This window comes from Pseudonocardia wallangbongensis (assembly GCF_054486945.1).
Window position 1 is genome coordinate 562,871 of the sequence record NZ_JBRERS010000003.1, and the last position, 17,523, is coordinate 580,393.

At 73.0% G+C, this 17,523-nt stretch carries 13 protein-coding genes; 5 read left to right on the plus strand and 8 right to left on the minus strand.

Translation table 11 applies throughout. The features are described 5' to 3' along the window. Positions 1-201: 201 nt before the first annotated feature. Complete coding sequence (locus ACU436_RS13950; protein WP_459025699.1) at positions 202-2,445, plus strand: ATP-binding domain-containing protein; 2,244 nt, start codon at positions 202-204, stop codon at positions 2,443-2,445. Beyond that, positions 2,438-2,641, plus strand: coding sequence for a hypothetical protein (locus ACU436_RS13955; RefSeq protein WP_459025241.1), 204 nt, complete (start codon positions 2,438-2,440; stop codon positions 2,639-2,641). The genes ACU436_RS13950 and ACU436_RS13955 overlap by 8 nt, the downstream gene beginning before the upstream one ends. Before the next feature lie 256 nt (positions 2,642-2,897). Here the strand turns inward: ACU436_RS13955 and ACU436_RS13960 are convergent, their stop codons facing one another. The 5 genes from ACU436_RS13960 to ACU436_RS13980 all read right to left on the minus strand — a co-directional run bounded on the left by ACU436_RS13960 (position 2,898) and on the right by ACU436_RS13980 (position 8,647). Then, positions 2,898-3,665, minus strand: coding sequence for a 3-oxoacyl-ACP reductase (locus tag ACU436_RS13960; protein WP_459025243.1), 768 nt, complete (start codon positions 3,663-3,665; stop codon positions 2,898-2,900). 24 nt (positions 3,666-3,689) lie between these two features. Further along, entirely contained in the window at positions 3,690-4,409 is a 720-nt protein-coding gene (locus ACU436_RS13965) for a gamma-glutamyl-gamma-aminobutyrate hydrolase family protein (protein WP_459025245.1), read from the minus strand. Beyond that, positions 4,390-5,733, minus strand: a complete 1,344-nt coding sequence (locus ACU436_RS13970) for a glutamine synthetase family protein (RefSeq protein WP_459025701.1) — start codon at positions 5,731-5,733, stop codon at positions 4,390-4,392. The genes ACU436_RS13965 and ACU436_RS13970 overlap by 20 nt, the downstream gene beginning before the upstream one ends. 113 nt (positions 5,734-5,846) lie before the next feature. Then, the gene (locus ACU436_RS13975; RefSeq protein WP_459025247.1) at positions 5,847-7,688 is read right to left on the minus strand and encodes an amino acid permease; all 1,842 of its coding nucleotides are present in this window, start codon (positions 7,686-7,688) and stop codon (positions 5,847-5,849) included. A 17-nt stretch (positions 7,689-7,705) separates the two neighbouring features. Next, a complete protein-coding gene (locus ACU436_RS13980) occupies positions 7,706-8,647 on the minus strand; it encodes a phosphotransferase (protein ID WP_459025249.1) in 942 nt (313 codons plus the stop codon). A 53-nt stretch (positions 8,648-8,700) separates the two neighbouring features. Between ACU436_RS13980 and ACU436_RS13985 the strand changes: the two genes are divergently transcribed. The 3 genes from ACU436_RS13985 (at position 8,701) to ACU436_RS13995 (ending at position 12,537) form a co-directional block, all read left to right on the plus strand. Continuing rightward, positions 8,701-11,154, plus strand: coding sequence for a GcvT family protein (locus ACU436_RS13985; RefSeq protein WP_459025251.1), 2,454 nt, complete (start codon positions 8,701-8,703; stop codon positions 11,152-11,154). A gap of 371 nt (positions 11,155-11,525) precedes the next feature. Continuing rightward, complete coding sequence (locus tag ACU436_RS13990; protein ID WP_459025253.1) at positions 11,526-11,945, plus strand: DUF742 domain-containing protein; 420 nt, start codon at positions 11,526-11,528, stop codon at positions 11,943-11,945. Next, positions 11,935-12,537, plus strand: coding sequence for a GTP-binding protein (locus tag ACU436_RS13995; RefSeq protein WP_459025254.1), 603 nt, complete (start codon positions 11,935-11,937; stop codon positions 12,535-12,537). The genes ACU436_RS13990 and ACU436_RS13995 overlap by 11 nt, the downstream gene beginning before the upstream one ends. Positions 12,538-12,544: 7 nt before the next feature. Here the strand turns inward: ACU436_RS13995 and recQ are convergent, their stop codons facing one another. The 3 genes from recQ to ACU436_RS14010 all read right to left on the minus strand — a co-directional run bounded on the left by recQ (position 12,545) and on the right by ACU436_RS14010 (position 17,460). Beyond that, positions 12,545-14,404, minus strand: a complete 1,860-nt coding sequence (recQ, locus tag ACU436_RS14000) for a DNA helicase RecQ (RefSeq protein WP_459025255.1) — start codon at positions 14,402-14,404, stop codon at positions 12,545-12,547. A gap of 178 nt (positions 14,405-14,582) precedes the next feature. After that, positions 14,583-16,571, minus strand: coding sequence for a GTP-binding protein (locus tag ACU436_RS14005; protein WP_459025257.1), 1,989 nt, complete (start codon positions 16,569-16,571; stop codon positions 14,583-14,585). A gap of 124 nt (positions 16,572-16,695) precedes the next feature. Beyond that, positions 16,696-17,460 (minus strand): GntR family transcriptional regulator, encoded by a 765-nt coding sequence (locus ACU436_RS14010; RefSeq protein WP_459025259.1) that lies wholly within the window; start codon positions 17,458-17,460, stop codon positions 16,696-16,698. Positions 17,461-17,523: the final 63 nt, after the last annotated feature.

Here is a 17,523-nt window from a genome sequence, read left to right on the forward strand (position 1 = left end):
ACGCGAAGACCTACCCGCGGCCTGCCGACCGGAAACCCGGTCGCTGGTACGTTCGTAAGCTGCCCAGTCCTCCGTCACGCCAGCGAAGGTGATCTGCCGGTGTCGAACAGCACGTCCGCCGCGGTGCCGGACGCCCGCATCGAGGACCAGGTCCCAGGCCAGGCCGAGGACGGGATCGAGCACGAGCGGGCTTACGTCCGCATGCTCTACGAGCGGCTCGACGCGCGTCGGGCCGAGACGGCTCGGCGGCTGTCCGCCGTGCTGCACGACGAGACCGTCGGCACGCCGCAGGCGCTCACCGAGCGGGACGCCGCCGCCGCCATGTACACCGACCGCCTCGCCGCACTGCGGGCCGCCGAGCACGGCCTCGCCTTCGGCCGCCTCGACGCCGAGGACGGCGAGCGTCGCTACGTCGGGCGGCTCGGCCTGCTCGACGAGGACAACGAGTACGAGCCGCTGCTCATGGACTGGCGGGCGCCGGCGGCCCGGCCGTTCTACACGGCCACCGCGGCGTCCCCGGAGGGCATCCGGCGCCGGCGGCACCTGCGCACCCGCCGCCGTGACGTCATCGCCGTGGACGACGAGGTGCTGGACCTCGACGACGCCACCGCAGCCACCCAGTCCAGCGGGCTGACCAGCGAGGCCGCCCTGCTGGCCGCCGTCGACGCCCGCCGCACCGGCCGGATGGCCGACATCGTGGCCACGATCCAGGCGGAGCAGGACGCGATCATCCGTTCGAAGCCGTCCGGGGTGCTGGTCGTGCAGGGCGGGCCGGGCACCGGGAAGACCGCGGTGGCCCTGCACCGGGCCGCCTACCTGCTCTACACCCACCGCGACCGGCTGGCGCGCCGCGGCGTGCTCGTCGTCGGGCCCAACCCCACGTTCCTGTCCTACATCGGGCAGGTGCTGCCCTCCCTGGGCGAGACCAGCGTGGTGCTCGGCACGGTCGGGCAGCTGCACCCCGGGCTGGACGCGCGGCGCACCGAGCCCGCCGTCACGGCGGCGGTGAAGGGGAGGGCCGAGATGGCGGCGGTCGTCGCGGCGGCGGTCCGCGACCGCCAGCAGGTGCCGCGCCGGCCCGTCGAGCTCGTGGTGGAGCAGCAGCCGGTGCGGCTCGACCGCGACCTCGCCCATGCCGCCCGCACCCGGGCCCGCCGCTCCCGCAAGCCGCACAACGAGGCCCGCCGGATCTTCCGGAAGGAGGCGGTGCGGCTGCTCGCCGAGCAGGTGGCGCGCACGCTCACCGGCCCCGGCGGGCGGAACCTGCTCGACTCGGGCGACCTGGCCGACATCCGCGACGAGCTCGTCGAGAGCCGCGAGCTCTCCCGCGAGCTGGACGCGCTGTGGCCGACGCTCTCGGCCGAGCAGCTGCTCACGGACCTGTTCGCCGACCGCAAGCGCCTGAGCTCGGTGGCCCGCAGGCTGCCGGCCGCCGACCGCGAGCTGCTCCACCGGCCCGCACCGGCCGACGACGTGCCGGCCGAGCTGCGGTGGACCCCGGCCGACGTCCCGCTGCTCGACGAGGCGGCCGAGCTGCTCGGGGACGACGGCTCGGAGGCCGCCGCCCGGGAGGCCGCCGCGCTGCGCGAGGAGGTGCTCTACGCGCAGGGCGTGCTCGACGTCCTCGACCTGGAGGAGGACCTCGACCCCGAACTGCTGCGCGCCACCGACGTGGTCGACGCCGACCGGCTCGCCGAGCGGCAGGCGGTGCGCCGCTACGACTCCACCGCCGATCGGGCGGCCGCCGATCGCGAGTGGACCTACGGGCACGTGATCGTCGACGAGGCCCAGGAGCTCTCGCCGATGGCGTGGCGCCTCGTGATGCGCCGCTGCCCGAGCCGGTCCATGACGATCGTCGGTGACATCGCCCAGACCGGGGACCTCGCCGGCGCGGGTTCGTGGGACGAGGTGCTCGCCCCGTTCGTCGAGCGCCGGTGGCGGCTCGAACAGCTGACGGTGAACTACCGCACCCCGGCCGAGATCGCCGACGTCGCCGACGACGTGCTCGCCACGATCGAACCGGGACTCGCCCCGCCGCGCTCGGTCCGCAGCTCCGGCGTGCCGCCGCGGGCCGTGCGGACCGTCTCGGGTCAGCTGGAGGACACCGTGGCGAAGGTGCTCGCCGAGGAAGCGGGCGCCGTCGGCGACGGCCGCACCGCGGTTCTCGTGCCCGCCGGGCGGCTGGACGCGCTGCGCGCCCGGTTGCTCGGCGGGGACGGCGCGGAGGTGGATCTCACCGCCCCGGTGGTGGTGCTGCCGGTCTCGGCGGCGAAGGGCCTGGAGTTCGACGCCGTCGTCGTGGTGGAGCCCGCCGAGCTGCTGGCCGAGTCACCGCGCGGGGGCGGTGACCTCTACGTCGCCATCACCCGCGCCACCCAGCGGCTCGCGGTGGTGCACGCCGAACCGCTCCCACCGATGCTGCACAAGCTGCAGAGCGGTGGCTGAGGCGCCGGACCGCTTCTTCGCCCCGCGCTTCGGTGGCCGCGGCTGGGTGGGGATGCGGCGCGACGCCGGGCCCGACTGGGACGAGGTGGGCGAGGTGATCGTCGACGCCTACCGGCAGGTGGCTCCCAAGACGCTCGTCGCGAGGCTGCAAGTCCGATCGCCGGCGAGCCGCGCGTCACCCGAGGGGCCGACATGATCATGAACCCCGAGACGTGATCGTTGCGGGATGCGGCTCAGCGCCCCAGCCGGGGCGATCCACCGTACTTCGGACCGATCATGCGACCTTGATCGTTGCGAAACCACGCTGAACGCCCTCGTCCGGGCAGTTCCCAGCATCTCGGATCGATCAGCAGGCGCCGATCCGCCCGAGCCCCGGCCCGCACGCCCGGGAGTGCTTCTGTTGCACGAGCGGCTCTGCCGCTCGCTCCATCGGGACGTCCGGTGCCGGAGAGCTACAGCGGCGTCACGTACGCCCCGGAGATGCCGCCGTCCACCAGGAAGGTGGAGGCGGTGATGAAGCCGGCGTCGTCGCTCGCCAGGAACGCGACCGTGGAGGCGATCTCCTCGGGGCGGGCGAAGCGGCCCATCGGGATGTGCACCAGGCGGCGCTGGGCGCGCTCGGGGTCGGCGGCGAACAGCTCCTGCAGCAGCGGGGTGTCGACCGGCCCGGGGCACAGCGCGTTGACCCGGATGCCCTCGCGGGCGAACTGGACGCCCAGCTCGCGGGTCATCGCGAGCACGCCGCCCTTGGACGCGGTGTAGGAGATCTGGGAGGTCGCGGCGCCCATCACGGCCACGAAGGACGCCGTGTTGACGATGGCGCCCCGGCCCTGGCGCTGCATGTGCGGGATCGCCGCCTTGCAGCACAGGAACACGGACGTCAGGTTGACCTCCTGCACCCGCCGCCATGCGTCGAGGCCGGTGTCGAGGATGGAGTCGTCCTCCGGTGGGGAGATCCCGGCGTTGTTGAAGGCGACGTCCACGCTGCCGTACGTGTCGACGGCCGCGGCGAACAGCTCCTCGACCTGCGTCTGCGACGTGACATCCGTCTGCACGAAGAGCCCGCCCACCTCGTCGGCGGCGGCCTTGCCGGCGCCCGCGTCGATGTCGGCGACCACCACCCGGGCACCCTCGGAGGCGAGCCTGCGCACGGTGGCGAGCCCGATGCCACTGCCGCCACCCGTCACGACCGCGGTGCGGCCGGAGAACCGTTCCGTCATGGGGGCGAGCCTAGATCCCGTGGTCTAGACCGTTGCGGCCGCGGTGACCAGGGCCGCCATCAGACGCACGTCCGTCGCGTCCTCCTCCGGATGCCACTGGACCCCCACCACCCACGGGGTGCCGGCCAGCTCGACCGCCTCCACGAGGCCGTCGGCGGCGCGGCCGGTCACCACGAGTCCGTCCGCCAGGCCGTCGAGGGCCTGGTGGTGGTGGCAGCGCACGGTCGCGCCTGCGCCGAGGGCGGACCCGACCCGGCTGCCCGGCTCCAACACCACCTCCACCGTCCCGAAGACGCCGGGGGAGGGGTTGTGCCCGGAATGCCCGACCCTGTCGGGCACGTGCTGCACGAGGGTGCCGCCGAGCGCGACGTTGAGGACCTGCGCACCCCGGCACACGCCGAGCACCGGGATGCCGCGCTCGAGGGCGCGGTGCACCACGGCGATCTCGGACGCGTCGCGCTCCGGGCGCGGCTCTCCGGTGCGCGGGTGCGGGGACGCACCGTAGCGGTCGGGGCCGACGTCCGGCCCTCCGGCGAGGACGACGGCATCGAGCCGGTCGACCGCGGCGGCCGACTCCGGGACCGGCGGGAGCAGCACCGGCACCCCGCCGGCCGCGATCACGACGTCGGGGTAGGTGCGGGGCAGCAGCACCGCCTCGGTGTCCCAGACCCCGTAGCGGGCGTGTTCCCCGTACGCGGTGATCCCGACGACGGGGCGCGGCCGGCTAGAGCCGTTCGAACCCACGCCGGCGCTCCCAGTCGGTGACCGCCACGTCGAAGGCGGCGAGCTCCACCCGCGCGGCGTTGGTGTAGTGCTCCACCACCTCGGTGCCGAACGCCGTCTCGGCCACCTTGGAACCGGCGAAGAGCTCCGCCGCCTCGCGGAGCGTGGACGGCACCCGGAGCCCGTCGGCCTGGTAGGCGTTGCCGGCGAACGGCGGCGAGAGCGGCAGCTCGTTCTCGATGCCGTACAGACCGGCCGCGATCAACGCGGCCACCGCGAGGTAGGGGTTCACATCGCCCCCGGGCACTCGGTTCTCCACCCGGAGCGACGGGCCGTGCCCGACCACCCGCAGCGCGCACGTGCGGTTGTCCAGCCCCCACTCGACGGCCGTGGGCGCGAAGCTGCCCTCGGCGTAGCGCTTGTAGGAGTTGATGTTCGGTGCGAAGAGATAGGTGAGCTCGCGCAGGCAGGCCTGCTGCCCGGCGACGAAGTGCGAGAACAGCGTCGAGAAGCCGTGCTCGCCGTCCCCCGCCGACACCGGCCCGTCCGCCCCCCGCAGGGAGATGTGGATGTGGCAGGAGTTGCCCTCGCGCTGGTCGTACTTCGCCATGAAGGTCAGCGCCATGCCGGCCTGGTCGGAGATCTCCTTGGCGCCGGTCTTGTAGATGGAGTGGTTGTCGCAGGTGGTGAGGGCGTCGGCGTAGCGGAACGCGATCTCGTGCTGGCCGAGGTTGCACTCGCCCTTCGCCGACTCGACCACCATCCCGGCGCCGGCCATCCCGTTGCGGATGCGCCGCAGCAGCGGCTCCACCCGGGCGGTGCCCATCATCGAGTAGTCGACGTTGTAGAGGTTGGCCGGCTCGAGGTCGTGGTAGGCCTTGCGCCACGCCGTGTCGAACGAGTCGGCGAACAGCATGAACTCCAGCTCGGTGCCCACGTCGGCGACGAGCCCGTGGGTGGCGAGCCGGTCGAGCTGGGCGCGCAGGATCTGCCGCGGCGACGCGACGACGGGGCCACCGTCGGCCCACTGCACGTCGCACAGCACGAGCGCGGTGGCCTCCTGCCAGGGCACCAGGCGGAGCGTGGTCATGTCCGGGACGAGCACGAAGTCGCCGTAGCCGCGTTCCCAGCTCGACATGGCGTAGCCGTCAACGGTGTTCATCTCGACGTCGACCGCGAGCAGGTAGTTGCACGCTTCCGCGGCGTGCGGCACGACCTCGTCGAGGAAGTACTGCGCGGCGCACCGCTTGCCCTGCAGGCGGCCCTGCATGTCGGTGAACGCCACGAGCACGGTGTCGATCGCGCCGTCGTCGACCGACGTGCGCAGCTGCTCGAGGGTGAGCATGCCGGGGCGGGCCATGGGAGTCCTTCCAGGTCCAGCTGACGACGACGAGCGGGACGTTCGCCGGATGGCTTCCGGCGAGGGTCCCGCTCGTCGTCGATGACGTTGTTCTCTACTTACTTGATCTCGGCCTCGGTGTCGGCCTTGCCGGCCGCGGCCGCGTCCTCGGTGACGGCCTCGGTGGCAGCGGTCGCGTCGACCTCGCCGTTCCCCTCGGCCTCCGCCTTCGGCGCCGCGTCCGCCTCGGCGGCTTCCGGCTCCGGCTCGGCCTTCTCGTCGGCAGCCTTCTCGTCGCCGGTCTCGGCTTCCGGCTCGTCCGCCTTCTCGGCGACCGCCACGGCGGTGGCGGTGGCCACCGCACCGGCAGCCGTCGCGGCACCGGGGCCCGTCCCGTCGTGCGTTCCGCCGTGCGCCTCGGCTTCCAGCTGCTCCTCGATGCTCTGCAGCTCCTCGAGGGAGCCGCCCTCCGGCACCGGGCCGGTGAACCAGTTGCGGGCCGACAGCAGGTACCAGCCGCCGAAGAGGATCAGCGCGCCTCCGACGGTGATCGGCGCGTAGTTCAAGGCCTCCCAGTCGAACTCCGCCGAGAACGGCACGCCGGCCGGGGAGAGCGGCATCAGGAACAGGATGCAGACCAGCGCGATCCACACCACCGCGATCGTCGAGATCCACTTGTAGTGGTCGCCGAGGTGCCACGAGCCGCGCTCGAACCGGTCGCCTGCCCTGATGCGCAGGAGGATCGGCAGCCCGAAGGCGATGTAGAGCCCGATGACGGCGATCGAGGTGCCGACGGCGTACCCGAGCACGCCGTTGACCAGCGTCGGGAGCATCAGCGCCCAGGCCAGGACGGAGATCGCGGTCACGGCGTTGACGGGCACGCGGTTGCTCGCGACCTTGCGCCACACGCCCGAGAAGGGCACCGCCCGGTCTCGGGAGAACGCGAACATCATCCGCGAGGAGGCCGTGACCGAGGCCGTGCCGCAGAACAGCTGCGCGATCACGGCGATGATCAGCAGGAACTGGGCCCACGTCTCACCGAGCGCCGTGGTCCAGATGTAGATCACGGCATCGCCCTCGGCGTCGATCACGCCCTGGACGTCCGGCACCGCGAAGGTCACCGCGACCAGCAGGACGAAACCGAAGATGACCGATGCGACCACGGCCATGACCATGCCCAGCGCGGCCGTCCGCGACGCCGACCGCGTCTCCTCGCTCATGTGCGCCGACGCGTCGAAGCCGGTGATCGTGTACTGCGACATCAGCAGGCCGATGCCGAAGACGAACCAGAAGGCGGAGTCGGAGAAGCCGGAGTTGTTGATCGTCTCGCCGAACACGAAGGCCGCGGACTGGTGGTTGTCCGGCACCGCGATCAGCACGGCGACGACGACCGCGACGCCGGCCATGTGCCACCAGGCCGAGACGGTGTTCAGCAGCGCGAGGACGTTGATGTTGAGCAGGTTCAGCCCGAGCTGGAGGGCGACGATCACGGTCAGGACGATGAAGATCGTCCCGGTGTCGTTGCCCATGCCCGGGAACCAGAGGTTCAGCAGGGCCGTTGTGAAGATGGCCGAGCCGTACTGGATGGAGGCGGTCACCGCGATCTCGCCCACCAGGTTGAACCAGCCGGTGAACCAGCCCCACGCGGGCCCGCCGAGCTTGGAGGCCCAGAAGTACAGCGCACCCGCGGTCGGCATCGCCGAGGCGATCTCACCCATCGCCATCGAGACGAGCACGCAGAAGGCCCCGACGAGCAGCCAGCCCCAGGTGATGGCCACCGGGCCACCGTTGTTGAAGGCGAGGAAGTAGGACGTCAGGCATCCCGCGAGGATCGAGATGATCGTGAACGAGATGGCGAAGTTCGAGAACCCGCCCATCTCCCGGTACAGCACTTGGGCGTAGCCGAGGCGATGCAGGATCGCCTCGTCGTCGGTGCGCTGGGCACCCTCGGTGGCGGCCACGGGGGCTCCTCGGTGGTTCAGGGGGTGATCGTGGGTTGGTCGGGTCGGGCGGCCGCCACGAGCAACTGCTCGAGGTCGGGTCCGTCGAACGCCGCGACGGCGCGGTCGTACTTCTCCATCCCCCAGGACCAGAAGTCGAAGTCCATGGGGCTGGAGCCGTGCTGGATCGCCGCCCAGAGTGTCCAGCCGTACTGGGACATCAGGGCGTGCAGGCGCGCCCGGGCGACCTGCCGCGGGCGGTGCCGCCCGTAATAGGCCGCGACGAGTTCGTCGAGCAGGGGGAGCGGCAGCGTCGCCTCGCTCCAGATGTTGCCCAGCTCGAAACACGGGTCGTTGTTGCCCGAGTACTCGTAGTCGATGATGCGCACGCTCTCGCCGTCGTCGAGCAGGTTCTCGGCGAGCAGGTCATTGTTGCAGGGCACCGTGTCGGTGCGGGGGCCGAGCGCCTCGCGGATGCGGGCCACGGCCGGGGCGAACTCGTCGTAGCGGTCCGGGATCCGGAAGCCGTGCTCGGCCACGATCCGCCGGTAGCGGACCTGCGCCTCGAACATGTCGAAGTCGTTGACGAACCGCGGGCCTGCGTGCAGCTGCCGGCACGCGGCCGCGACGCGGTGCAGGACGTCGGTGCGCTGCAGGTCGGCGTCGCTGAGTGCCCGGCCGGGTAGGAAGCCGACGACGATGCCCTCGCTCGGCCGGTAGTGCAGGACCGGGGCGCCCACGCCGGCCTCGGCGGCCGCCACGGAGTTGGAGTGCTCGATGTCACGGTCGATCCCGAGCAGGCCCTCCCCGGCGGCCGGGATCCGCACGACGCACGTGCCGTCGCTGTTGGTGACCTTGAGGTTGCGGTTGGTGAGACCACCGGGCAGATCCACGACGGTGCGGGGGTGTCGCGCGGTGCTCGGAATCGTGTCGAGCAGCGCTTCTAGGTCCGGATCGAGCACGGTCGTGGTCAACTCCACGGGGGGATGGTAGAAGTCGCGTCAAATACGGTCTAGACCGTATGGTGCGGAACATGCCCGACGTGTTGCCCGGCCGTGCCCGCATCGTGATCGTCGGTGGAGGGGTGGGCGGGGCCAGTCTTGCCTACCACCTCGCGGAGCGCGGCGAGCGGGATGTCCTGCTGCTCGAGCGTTCGGAGCTGACCAGCGGGTCGACGTTCCACTCGGCGGGCCTCGTCGGCCAGCTGCGCTCGGATCCGGCCCTGACCAGGATGAACGTCTACTCCGCCGAGCTGTACCGCAAGCTCGAGGCCGGGGGCGGGGAGCACGCGCCCGGGTGGGTGGAGTCGGGGTCGTTGCGGCTCGCGTCCTCGCCCGAGCGCCTCGAGGAGATCCGCCGCCAGGCCGGTTGGGCAGCCCGGTCCGGCCTGCCCCTGGAGCTGATCTCCGCGGAGGCGGCGCGCGAGCTGTTTCCGCTGATGAGCATGGATGGCGTGCTCGGTGCGGCGTACACGCCGACCGACGGGCACGTGGACCCCTCGCGCCTCTGCTACGCCCTCGCGGCGCTGGCCAGGGCGAACGGAGTCACGATCGCGCAACGAACCCGTGTCGTCGCGATCAACACGGACAAAGGCCAGGTCACCGGCGTGCGGACGGACCGGGGCGGTGTCGAGCAGACGGTCGAGTGCGAGATCGTCGTCGACTGCGGCGGGATGTTCGCGGCCGAGATCGGGCGCCTCGCGGGGGTCCGGATCCCGGTGGTGCCGATGTCGCACCAGTACGTCGTCACGGCACCGTTGCCGGCCGGCTCGATGCCGGCGGACCGGCCGCTGCCGTCGCTGCGCGACCCCGACCTGCTCGTCTACTACCGCCAGGAGGTCGACGGCCTCGTCATGGGCGGCTACGAGCGGCAGTCGGCCCCGTGGACGGCCACCGGGCGCTCCTACGACTCCGTGCCCGCGGACTTCAACGGCAAGCTGCTGTCGCCCGACTGGGACCGGTTCTCCGAGATCATCGAGAACGCGCAGGTCCGGGTCCCGGCACTGGTGGACACCGGCATCGTCACGATGATCAACGGTCCGGAGGCGTTCACCCCCGACAACGAGTTCTGCCTCGGCGAGACCGACGTCGCGGGCTTCTTCGTCGCCGCCGGGTTCTGCGCGCACGGGATCGCGGGCGCCGGTGGGATCGGGCGCGTGATGGCCGACTGGATCGTCGAGGGCGATCCGGGCATGGACCTGTGGCACATGGACGTGCGCCGATTCGGCCGCCACTACCGCTCACCCGGCTACACCCTCGCCCGCACCGTCGAGAACTACGAGAGCTACTACGACATCCGCTACCCGGCGGCCGAGCGCGAGGCGGGCCGCCCGCTGCGCACCTCGCCCGCCTACCCCTGGCACGCCGCGCACGGGGCGGAGTTCGGCGAGAAGGGGGGCTGGGAGCGGGTGAACCACTACTCGGAACCCGGTTCCGAGGCGCTGCGGCCCCACGGCTGGGCCGGGCGGCACTGGTCGCCGTGCGTCGAGCCCGAGCACCGCGCCGTGCGCGAGGCGGCGGGGCTGTTCGACGAGAGCTCCTTCGCGAAGATCTCGATCAGCGGGCCGGACGCGGCGACGTTCTGCGCGCACGTCTTCGCCGGCCGGGTGGACCGGGCGCCGGGCGCGGTGGTGTACACCCAGGCGCTCAACGACCGCGGCGGCATCGAGATGGACGTCACGGTCACCCGGCTCGCCGACGACGAGTTCATCGTGGTCACCGGCACGGCGTTCGGCACCCACGACCTCGGTTGGCTGCGTCGCCGGGCCCGGCTGACCGGGGCGTCGGTACGCCTGGCCGACGTCACGGGCGCCGAGGCGTGCTTCGGTCTGTGGGGCCCGCAGGCACGGGACCTGTTGGCCCCGCTGACCCCCGCGTCGCTCGCCAATGCCGAGTTCCCGTTCGGCACCATGCGCGAGACCACCGTGGGCGACGTGCCGGTGCGGGCGGTGCGCGTGACGTACGTGGGCGAGCTGGGCTGGGAGCTGTACTGCCCCACCGAGTACGGCGCCGCGCTGTGGCGCACGCTCGCGGACACCGGGGTCCGGCCGTGCGGCTACCGGGCGATCGAGAGCCTGCGGCTGGAGAAGGGCTACCGGGCGTGGGGGGCGGACATCACCCCCGAGACGACGCCCGACGAGGCCGGCCTCGCCTTCGCCGTCCGGCGGGAGGGGGAGTTCGCCGGTCGCGCGGCGCTGCTGGAAGCGCGGGAGCGGGGGCCGGCCCGTTCCCTGCGCTGCCTCCTGCTCGACGACCCGCGCGCGGTGGCGCTCGGCGGGGAACCGGTGCGGCTGGCGGGTGCGGTGGTGGGCCAGGTGACCTCCGGGGGCTACGGGTACACGGTCGCCCGCTCGATCGCCTACGCCTACCTCCCCGCGGGGACGCCGGAGGGCGCCGAGCTGGACGTGCAGGTCGACGGCACCTGGCAGCGCGCCGAGGTGGCGCCGAGCCCCCTGTACGACCCGAAGGGGCAGCGCATCCGCGCCTGACCGCCCGAGGCGCTCCGCGCGGGCAGGCCCGGGTGGCCGCACACACCGGCCGGGGTCCGCACACATGGTCGGACATGTGTGCGGTGCCGCATCAGTGTGTGCGGTGGGCTCGTCCGCGCCGGCGCCCTCCGCTCGTGATCTTCACTCGGGTGTACTAATTGTCGATAACCCCCGTACCCCGCGTAACGATCGACAGCGCTGCGTCGACTACCAATGCGCTGTACGTGAGCGCACCTGCCCGAGACCGTCTCCCCACGGTGACGCCGGTGACCCCCGGCGCCGGTGTCACCGTGCGGGGGCGCTCCCGGGGCCGTCCCGGATCCTGACCATGTGCGCTCCGCTCCCCATCAGCTCAGCCGTGGAGAATGCGGATGCCCCGCTCGGTCTGGAGTCCTGTCCTCAACCACGCCCCTGAATCCGGGACGGTGAGCGGCGTCGAGCCGCCCCGGCGGGGAGCCCACAAGGGGCCGCCGGGCGGGGTCGTCGCCCTCCCCGCCATCGCCGGCCGCGAACTGCCGATGGAGTCGCTCGTCACCGCCACCGCCCGCGCCCGGTGGGGCCACGGCCTGGACACCGAGCGCCGCACGATCGTCGAGCTGGCCCGGCGTCCGGTGTCGCTCGTCGAGATCGGCGCGGCGCTCACCGTGCCGGTGGCCGTGGCGCGGGGGCTCGTCGGCGAGCTCGTCGAAGGCGGCTTCCTCGAGGTGCACGCCCCGCCGCCCGGTTTCATGGGCGGATGCCCGAGCGCCTCCGTGCTCGCACGGCTCCTGGACGGTCTGCGTGTCCCCTGACCACAGGCTGCAGGAGCAGGCTCCGATCCCGCTGAAGGTCGTGGTGGCAGGCGGGGCCGGGGTCGGGAAGACGACGTTCGTGCGGGCCGTGTCCGAGCTCGCGCCGCCGTCCACCGACCGGTACGTCACGGTGGCCCCGATGGGGGTCGACGACCCACGGGCGGGATCGGGCGGCGCCACGGCGACGGCGCCGGCGTTGGAGGTCGCCCGGGTCGGAATCGGCGGCTCGCAGATCCTCTACCTGCTCGGCATACCGGGGGAGGACCGCTTCTCGTTCATGTGGGACGAGCTCGCGCGGGGCGCGGTCGGCGCCGTGGTGCTGGTCGACCCGCTCCGCATCGAGGTCTCCTTCCCCGCCGTGGACTTCTTCGAGGGCCGCGACATCCCGTTCGTCGTGGCGGCGAACGCGTTCCCCGGTTCCGACCGGTTCCGCCCGGCGGACGTGCACGACGCGCTCGGGCTGCGGGGCGACGTGCCGGTGCTGCCGATGGACGCGCGGGGGCGCGGATCGTGCCTCTCCACGGTGGTGCGCCTCGTCGAGCACGCGCTGGACCGCTCCGTGGTGGTGCGGTTCCCGCCGATCATCCGGTGAGGGGCGGTCACTCGGTGAGCGCGCCGAGCACCTGCTCGCCGTAGCGGGCCAGCTTCGTCTCGCCGACGCCGCTGACCGCGCCCAGCTCGGCGAGCGAGGCCGGGCGCCGGGAGGCGATCTCGCGCAGCGTGGCGTCGTGGAAGATCACGTAGGCTGGGACGCCCTGCTCCTTGGCCGTGGCGCCGCGCCACGTGCGGAGGCGCTCGAACAGCGGGGCCGCCTCGGGGGTGAGGTCGGGCTGCGCCGCCTTCGCCGTGGAACCCGCGGGCCGGGACCGGCGGGCCTGGCGCGGCGGGTCGCGCCGGAGCATCACCTGGTGCTCACCGCGCAGCACGGGACGGCTCTCGTCGGTGAGCACGAACGTCTGGTGCCGCGGCTCGACGGCGAGCAGCCCGCGGGCCACGAGCTGGCGCACCACCGTGCGCCACTCACCCTCGCCGAGGTCGGTGCCGACCCCGAACACGGTGAGCGAGTGGTGGTCGAACTGCTCGACCTTGGCCGTGCGCCGGCCCAGCAGGATGTCGATGATCTGCCCGGCGCCGAACTTCTGCCGCCGCTCGCGGTCCAGCCGGAACACCGTGGAGAGGATCTTCTGGGCGGCCACCGTGCCGTCCCAGGACTCGGGCTGCACCAGGCAGGTGTCGCAGTTGCCGCACGGGGGAGCACCCCGCTGGCCGAAGTAGGCGAGCAGCTGCGTGCGGCGGCACTCGACGGTCTCGCAGAGCGCGAGCATCGCGTCGAGGTGCTGGGCCAGCTTGCGGCGGTGGTCGCGGTCGCCGTCCGACTCCTCGATCATCTTCCGCTGCTGGACGACGTCGGCGAGCCCGTAGGCGAGCCAGGCGGTGGACGGCAGCCCGTCGCGGCCGGCCCGGCCGGTCTCCTGGTAGTAGCCCTCGACGGACTTGGGCAGGTCGAGGTGGGCCACGAAGCGCACGTCGGGCTTGTCGATGCCCATCCCGAAGGCGATCGTGGCCACGACGATCACGCCGTCCTCGCGCAGGAACCGCGCCTGGTTGGCCGCGCGGGTGCCCGCGTCGAGCCCGGCGTGGTACGGCAGTGCGACCAGGCCCTGGGCCGCCAGGAACTCGGCGGTGCGCTCCACCGAGTTGCGCGACAGGCAGTAGACGATGCCGGCGTCGCCCGCGTGCTCGGTGCGGATGAGGTCGAGCAGCTGGCGGCGCGGCTCGTCCTTCGGCGCGATCCGGTACTGGATGTTCGGCCGGTCGAAGCTCGCGACGAAGTGCCGTGCGCGCTCGCCCGGGGGCAGGTCGAGGCGCTGCGCGATCTCGGCGTGGGTGGCCTCGGTGGCGGTGGCCGTGAGCGCGATGCGGGGCACGTCGGGCCAGCGCTCGTGCAGCTCGGACAGGGCCAGGTAGTCGGGCCGGAAGTCGTGGCCCCACTGCGCGACGCAGTGGGCCTCGTCGATCGCGAAGAGCGCGACCCGGCCGCGGTCGAGCAGGCTCATGGTGGACGGCACGCGCAGCCGTTCTGGGGCGAGGTAGAGCAGGTCGAGCTCGCCCACGAGGAAGGCCCGTTCGGTGTCGCGGCGCTCCTCGAGGGTCTGGGTGGAGTTGAGGAACCCGGCCCGCACGCCCAGCGCCCGCAGCGCGTCGACCTGATCCTGCATCAGCGCGATGAGCGGCGACACGACCACCCCGACGCCCGGGCGCACCAGCGCCGGGATCTGGTAGCACAGCGACTTCCCACCGCCGGTGGGCATCAGCACCAGCGCGTCGCCGCCCGCGCACACGTGCTCGATGATCTCCGCCTGCTGGGCGCGGAAGGCCTCGTAGCCGAAGACCCGGCGCAGGACGTCGAGTGGGGCGGCGGACTCGGTTGCGGCATCTGCGGACCGGACGTCGGGCACCCGGCGATCGTAGGGCCACGGCCCGACGGCGCGGGCCCGAACCGGGGAAGCCGAGGGCGCGGCAGCCGGTGCAGGGCGCTCGCACACCAACCGTGGCGCCCACACACCAACTGCAGTTGGTGTGCCGGCACCGAAGTTGGTGTGTGACGCGTCATTGCGGCGGATCCGGCGGGGAACACTAGGGATTCGCGCGTACCCGGCGCTCGACCCGAAGGAGGTACTCCTTCCGGTGCAAGGGGTCGTCGTCGGTGCGGGGGCGTTGCGGCACCGGCCCCGACACCGCCTCGTAGTGGTCGAACTCGCTCTCCAGCACGCCTTCCCCGCGGGTGAGGGCGGGGAGGAGCTGCTCCAGCCCGTGCACGGAGGCGGCGGGGACGACGCCGTCGAGGACGAGGTCCGGGTCGCGTACGACGGGAGCGTGCGGGACCGCGCGGAAGCGGCTCAGCGCGGGCAGCACGGCACCGAAGGCGTCGGCCGGGACCTCGAGGTGGAAGCGGTGCATCGGCTCGTGCACCGTGGTGCCGGCGCGCCGCAACGCGCTCATCAGCACCAGCGGCGTGAGGTGGCGGAAGTCGCGGGCGGTGCTCGACATGCTCTTGTCGAAGGTCGCATGGGCGTGGCTCTGCCGCGGGGCGTACCCGGAGCGGGTCATGGTCACCGCGCAGTCGAGCACCTGCCAGCCGTGCAGCCCCTGCCGGAGCGTCTCGCGGACGGACTCCTGCACCGCGACGAAGAACGCGTACGGCATCGACCCCAGCTCGACGCCCAGCCCGAACACCACGCCGGAACCCGCCGGGCCCGGTTCCACGCGCAGCCCGACCGTGGCCAGGAACGGGTTGGGTTCGACCTTCATGACCTCCGTGGCCGCGCCGGTCCCGGTCAGGCGCTCCGCGCAGATCGTGGTGGACTCGCGGAAGGCCACCTCGAGGCCGAACTCCTCGGCCAGGGTGGCCTGCACGACCTCCTTCTGCACCTCGCCGTAGAGCGACACCGAGATCTCCCGGCCGTCCCGGCGCAGGTCGATCAGCGGGTCCTGCTCGGCGAGCAGGGTGAGCGCGGCGTGCAGGGCGCCGGCCTCGGCCGGCGTGGCCGGCACCACCACGGTCTCGAGCGTCGGCGGGGCGAACTGGCGGGCCGCGGTGCCCGGCCGGGGGACGCCGATGGGGTCGCCGACGCGGATGTCGGGCAGGCCGCGCAGCGTGGCGATCTCCCCGGCCGTGACGGCCTGGCGCCGCACCGGCCGACCGCCCTCGACGGCGGCGAGCGCGGTGACCTTGCCGCCACCGGCGTCGAGGCGCTCCCGCACCCGGACGGTGCCGGAGTGCAGGCGCGCGTAGGCGACCTTCTCGCCCGCCGGACCTCGCTCGATCTTGAACACGGTGCCGGACAGCGGCCCGTCCGGGTCGCCGTCGGACGCGGGCAGCAGCCCGGCGATGCCGGTCGTCAGCGCGTCGACGCCGGCCCCGGTGACGGCCGACCCGGCGAACACCGGGTGGACCTGCGCCCGCGCGACCTGCGCCACGAGCTCGCGGCGCATGCGTTCGTAGGACAGCCCGCCGTCGACGTAGTCGGCGAGCACCGCGTCGTCGTGCTCGGCGAGCACCTCGGCCAGGCGCGCGGTGAACGCGGCGTCCTCCGGGCCGTGGGGGAGCACCCGCCCGTCCCGCACCCCCGCCATCGCGACGGCCGCGGGCGTGAGCCTCCTCCCGACGTCGGCCAGCACCCGGTCGACGTCGGCACCCATCCGGTCGATCTTGTTGACGAACAGCAGGGTGGGGATGCGCAGGCGCCGCAGCGTGCGCATCAGCACGCGCGTCTGCGCCTGCACGCCCTCGACGGCCGACAGCACGAGCACCGCGCCGTCGAGCACGCCGAGCACCCGCTCCACCTCGGCGATGAAGTCGGGGTGGCCGGGCGTGTCGATGAGGTTGACGGTGGCGGCGCCGGCGCCGGTCCCCGTGCCGGCGCTGATGCCGAACGAGACCACGGCGGAGCGGATCGTGATGCCGCGCCTGCGTTCGAGGTCGCCGGCGTCGGTCTGGGTGGTGCCGTCGTCGACGCGGCCGATCGTGTCGATCACGCCGGCGTCGTACAGCAGCCTCTCGGTCAGGCTGGTCTTACCGGCGTCGACGTGGGCGACGATCCCGAGGTTGAGCGTGCGAGCCAAGCGTCATGTCCTTCGGCGATGCGGAAGCGGCGGGGGTGGACATGCACGCAGCTCGCATCGCGGGACTCCTTCTCGTCGACCGGTGACGGAGTACAGCCCATCGCCGCTCGGGGCGGCAACCGGTTTAGCGGTGGACCTCGGTGCGCACCATGAGCCGGACGCGGTCGGCGCGGTACAGGTCGCGGGCGTACTCGACCGGCAGGGCGCCCACCGAGAGCGCCGTGCGTTCGACGCCCATGAGCGCCGTGCCGCGGACGACGCCGAGCGCGGCCGCCTCGGCCGGGTCGGCGCTCACCGGCTCGAGGTACTCCACCGCGGTGTGCGGGGCGAGCCCGTACTCGTCGGCGAGCAGCTCGTAGATCGACCCCGTCAGGGGGAGGGCGAGCAGGCCGGGCAGCCGGTCGGCCGGCAGCCACGAGCGCTCCAGCGCCAGCGCGGCCCCGTCGGCGGAGCGGACGCGCACCACCTCGTAGACCGGGGCGCCCGGGGCGAGCCGCAGCGCCCGCGGCACGGGCCCCTCGGCCTCGACGGTGCGCGCGGCGATGATCTCCGCGCCGGCCCGCCGGTGCGCGCGCCGCATCTGCTCGGTGAAGCCCGCGACGCCGGTGAGGTCGCAGTCGATCCGGGGCTCCGCGACGAACGCGCCGCCGGAGCGTCCCGGCGTGCGGATGAGCACCCCGCGGCGTGCGAGCCCGTCGAGGGCCTGGCGCAGGGTCATCCGGCTCACCTGCAGCGCGGCCGCCAGCTCGCGCTCCCCGGGCAGCCGGTCGCCCGCCGAGATCGCGCCCGCGGTGATCTCCTCCATGAGCCACCGTTCGATCTGGAGGTGCGCGGGGACGCCCTGATTGCGCTCCAGTACCGGCGCGCGCCCGAGCAGCTCTGGCGACATCCGCCCAGGGTAGGCGCTACCGAGCCGGACCGGTGCGGAACGCAGCGTGCACGGTGGCAAATA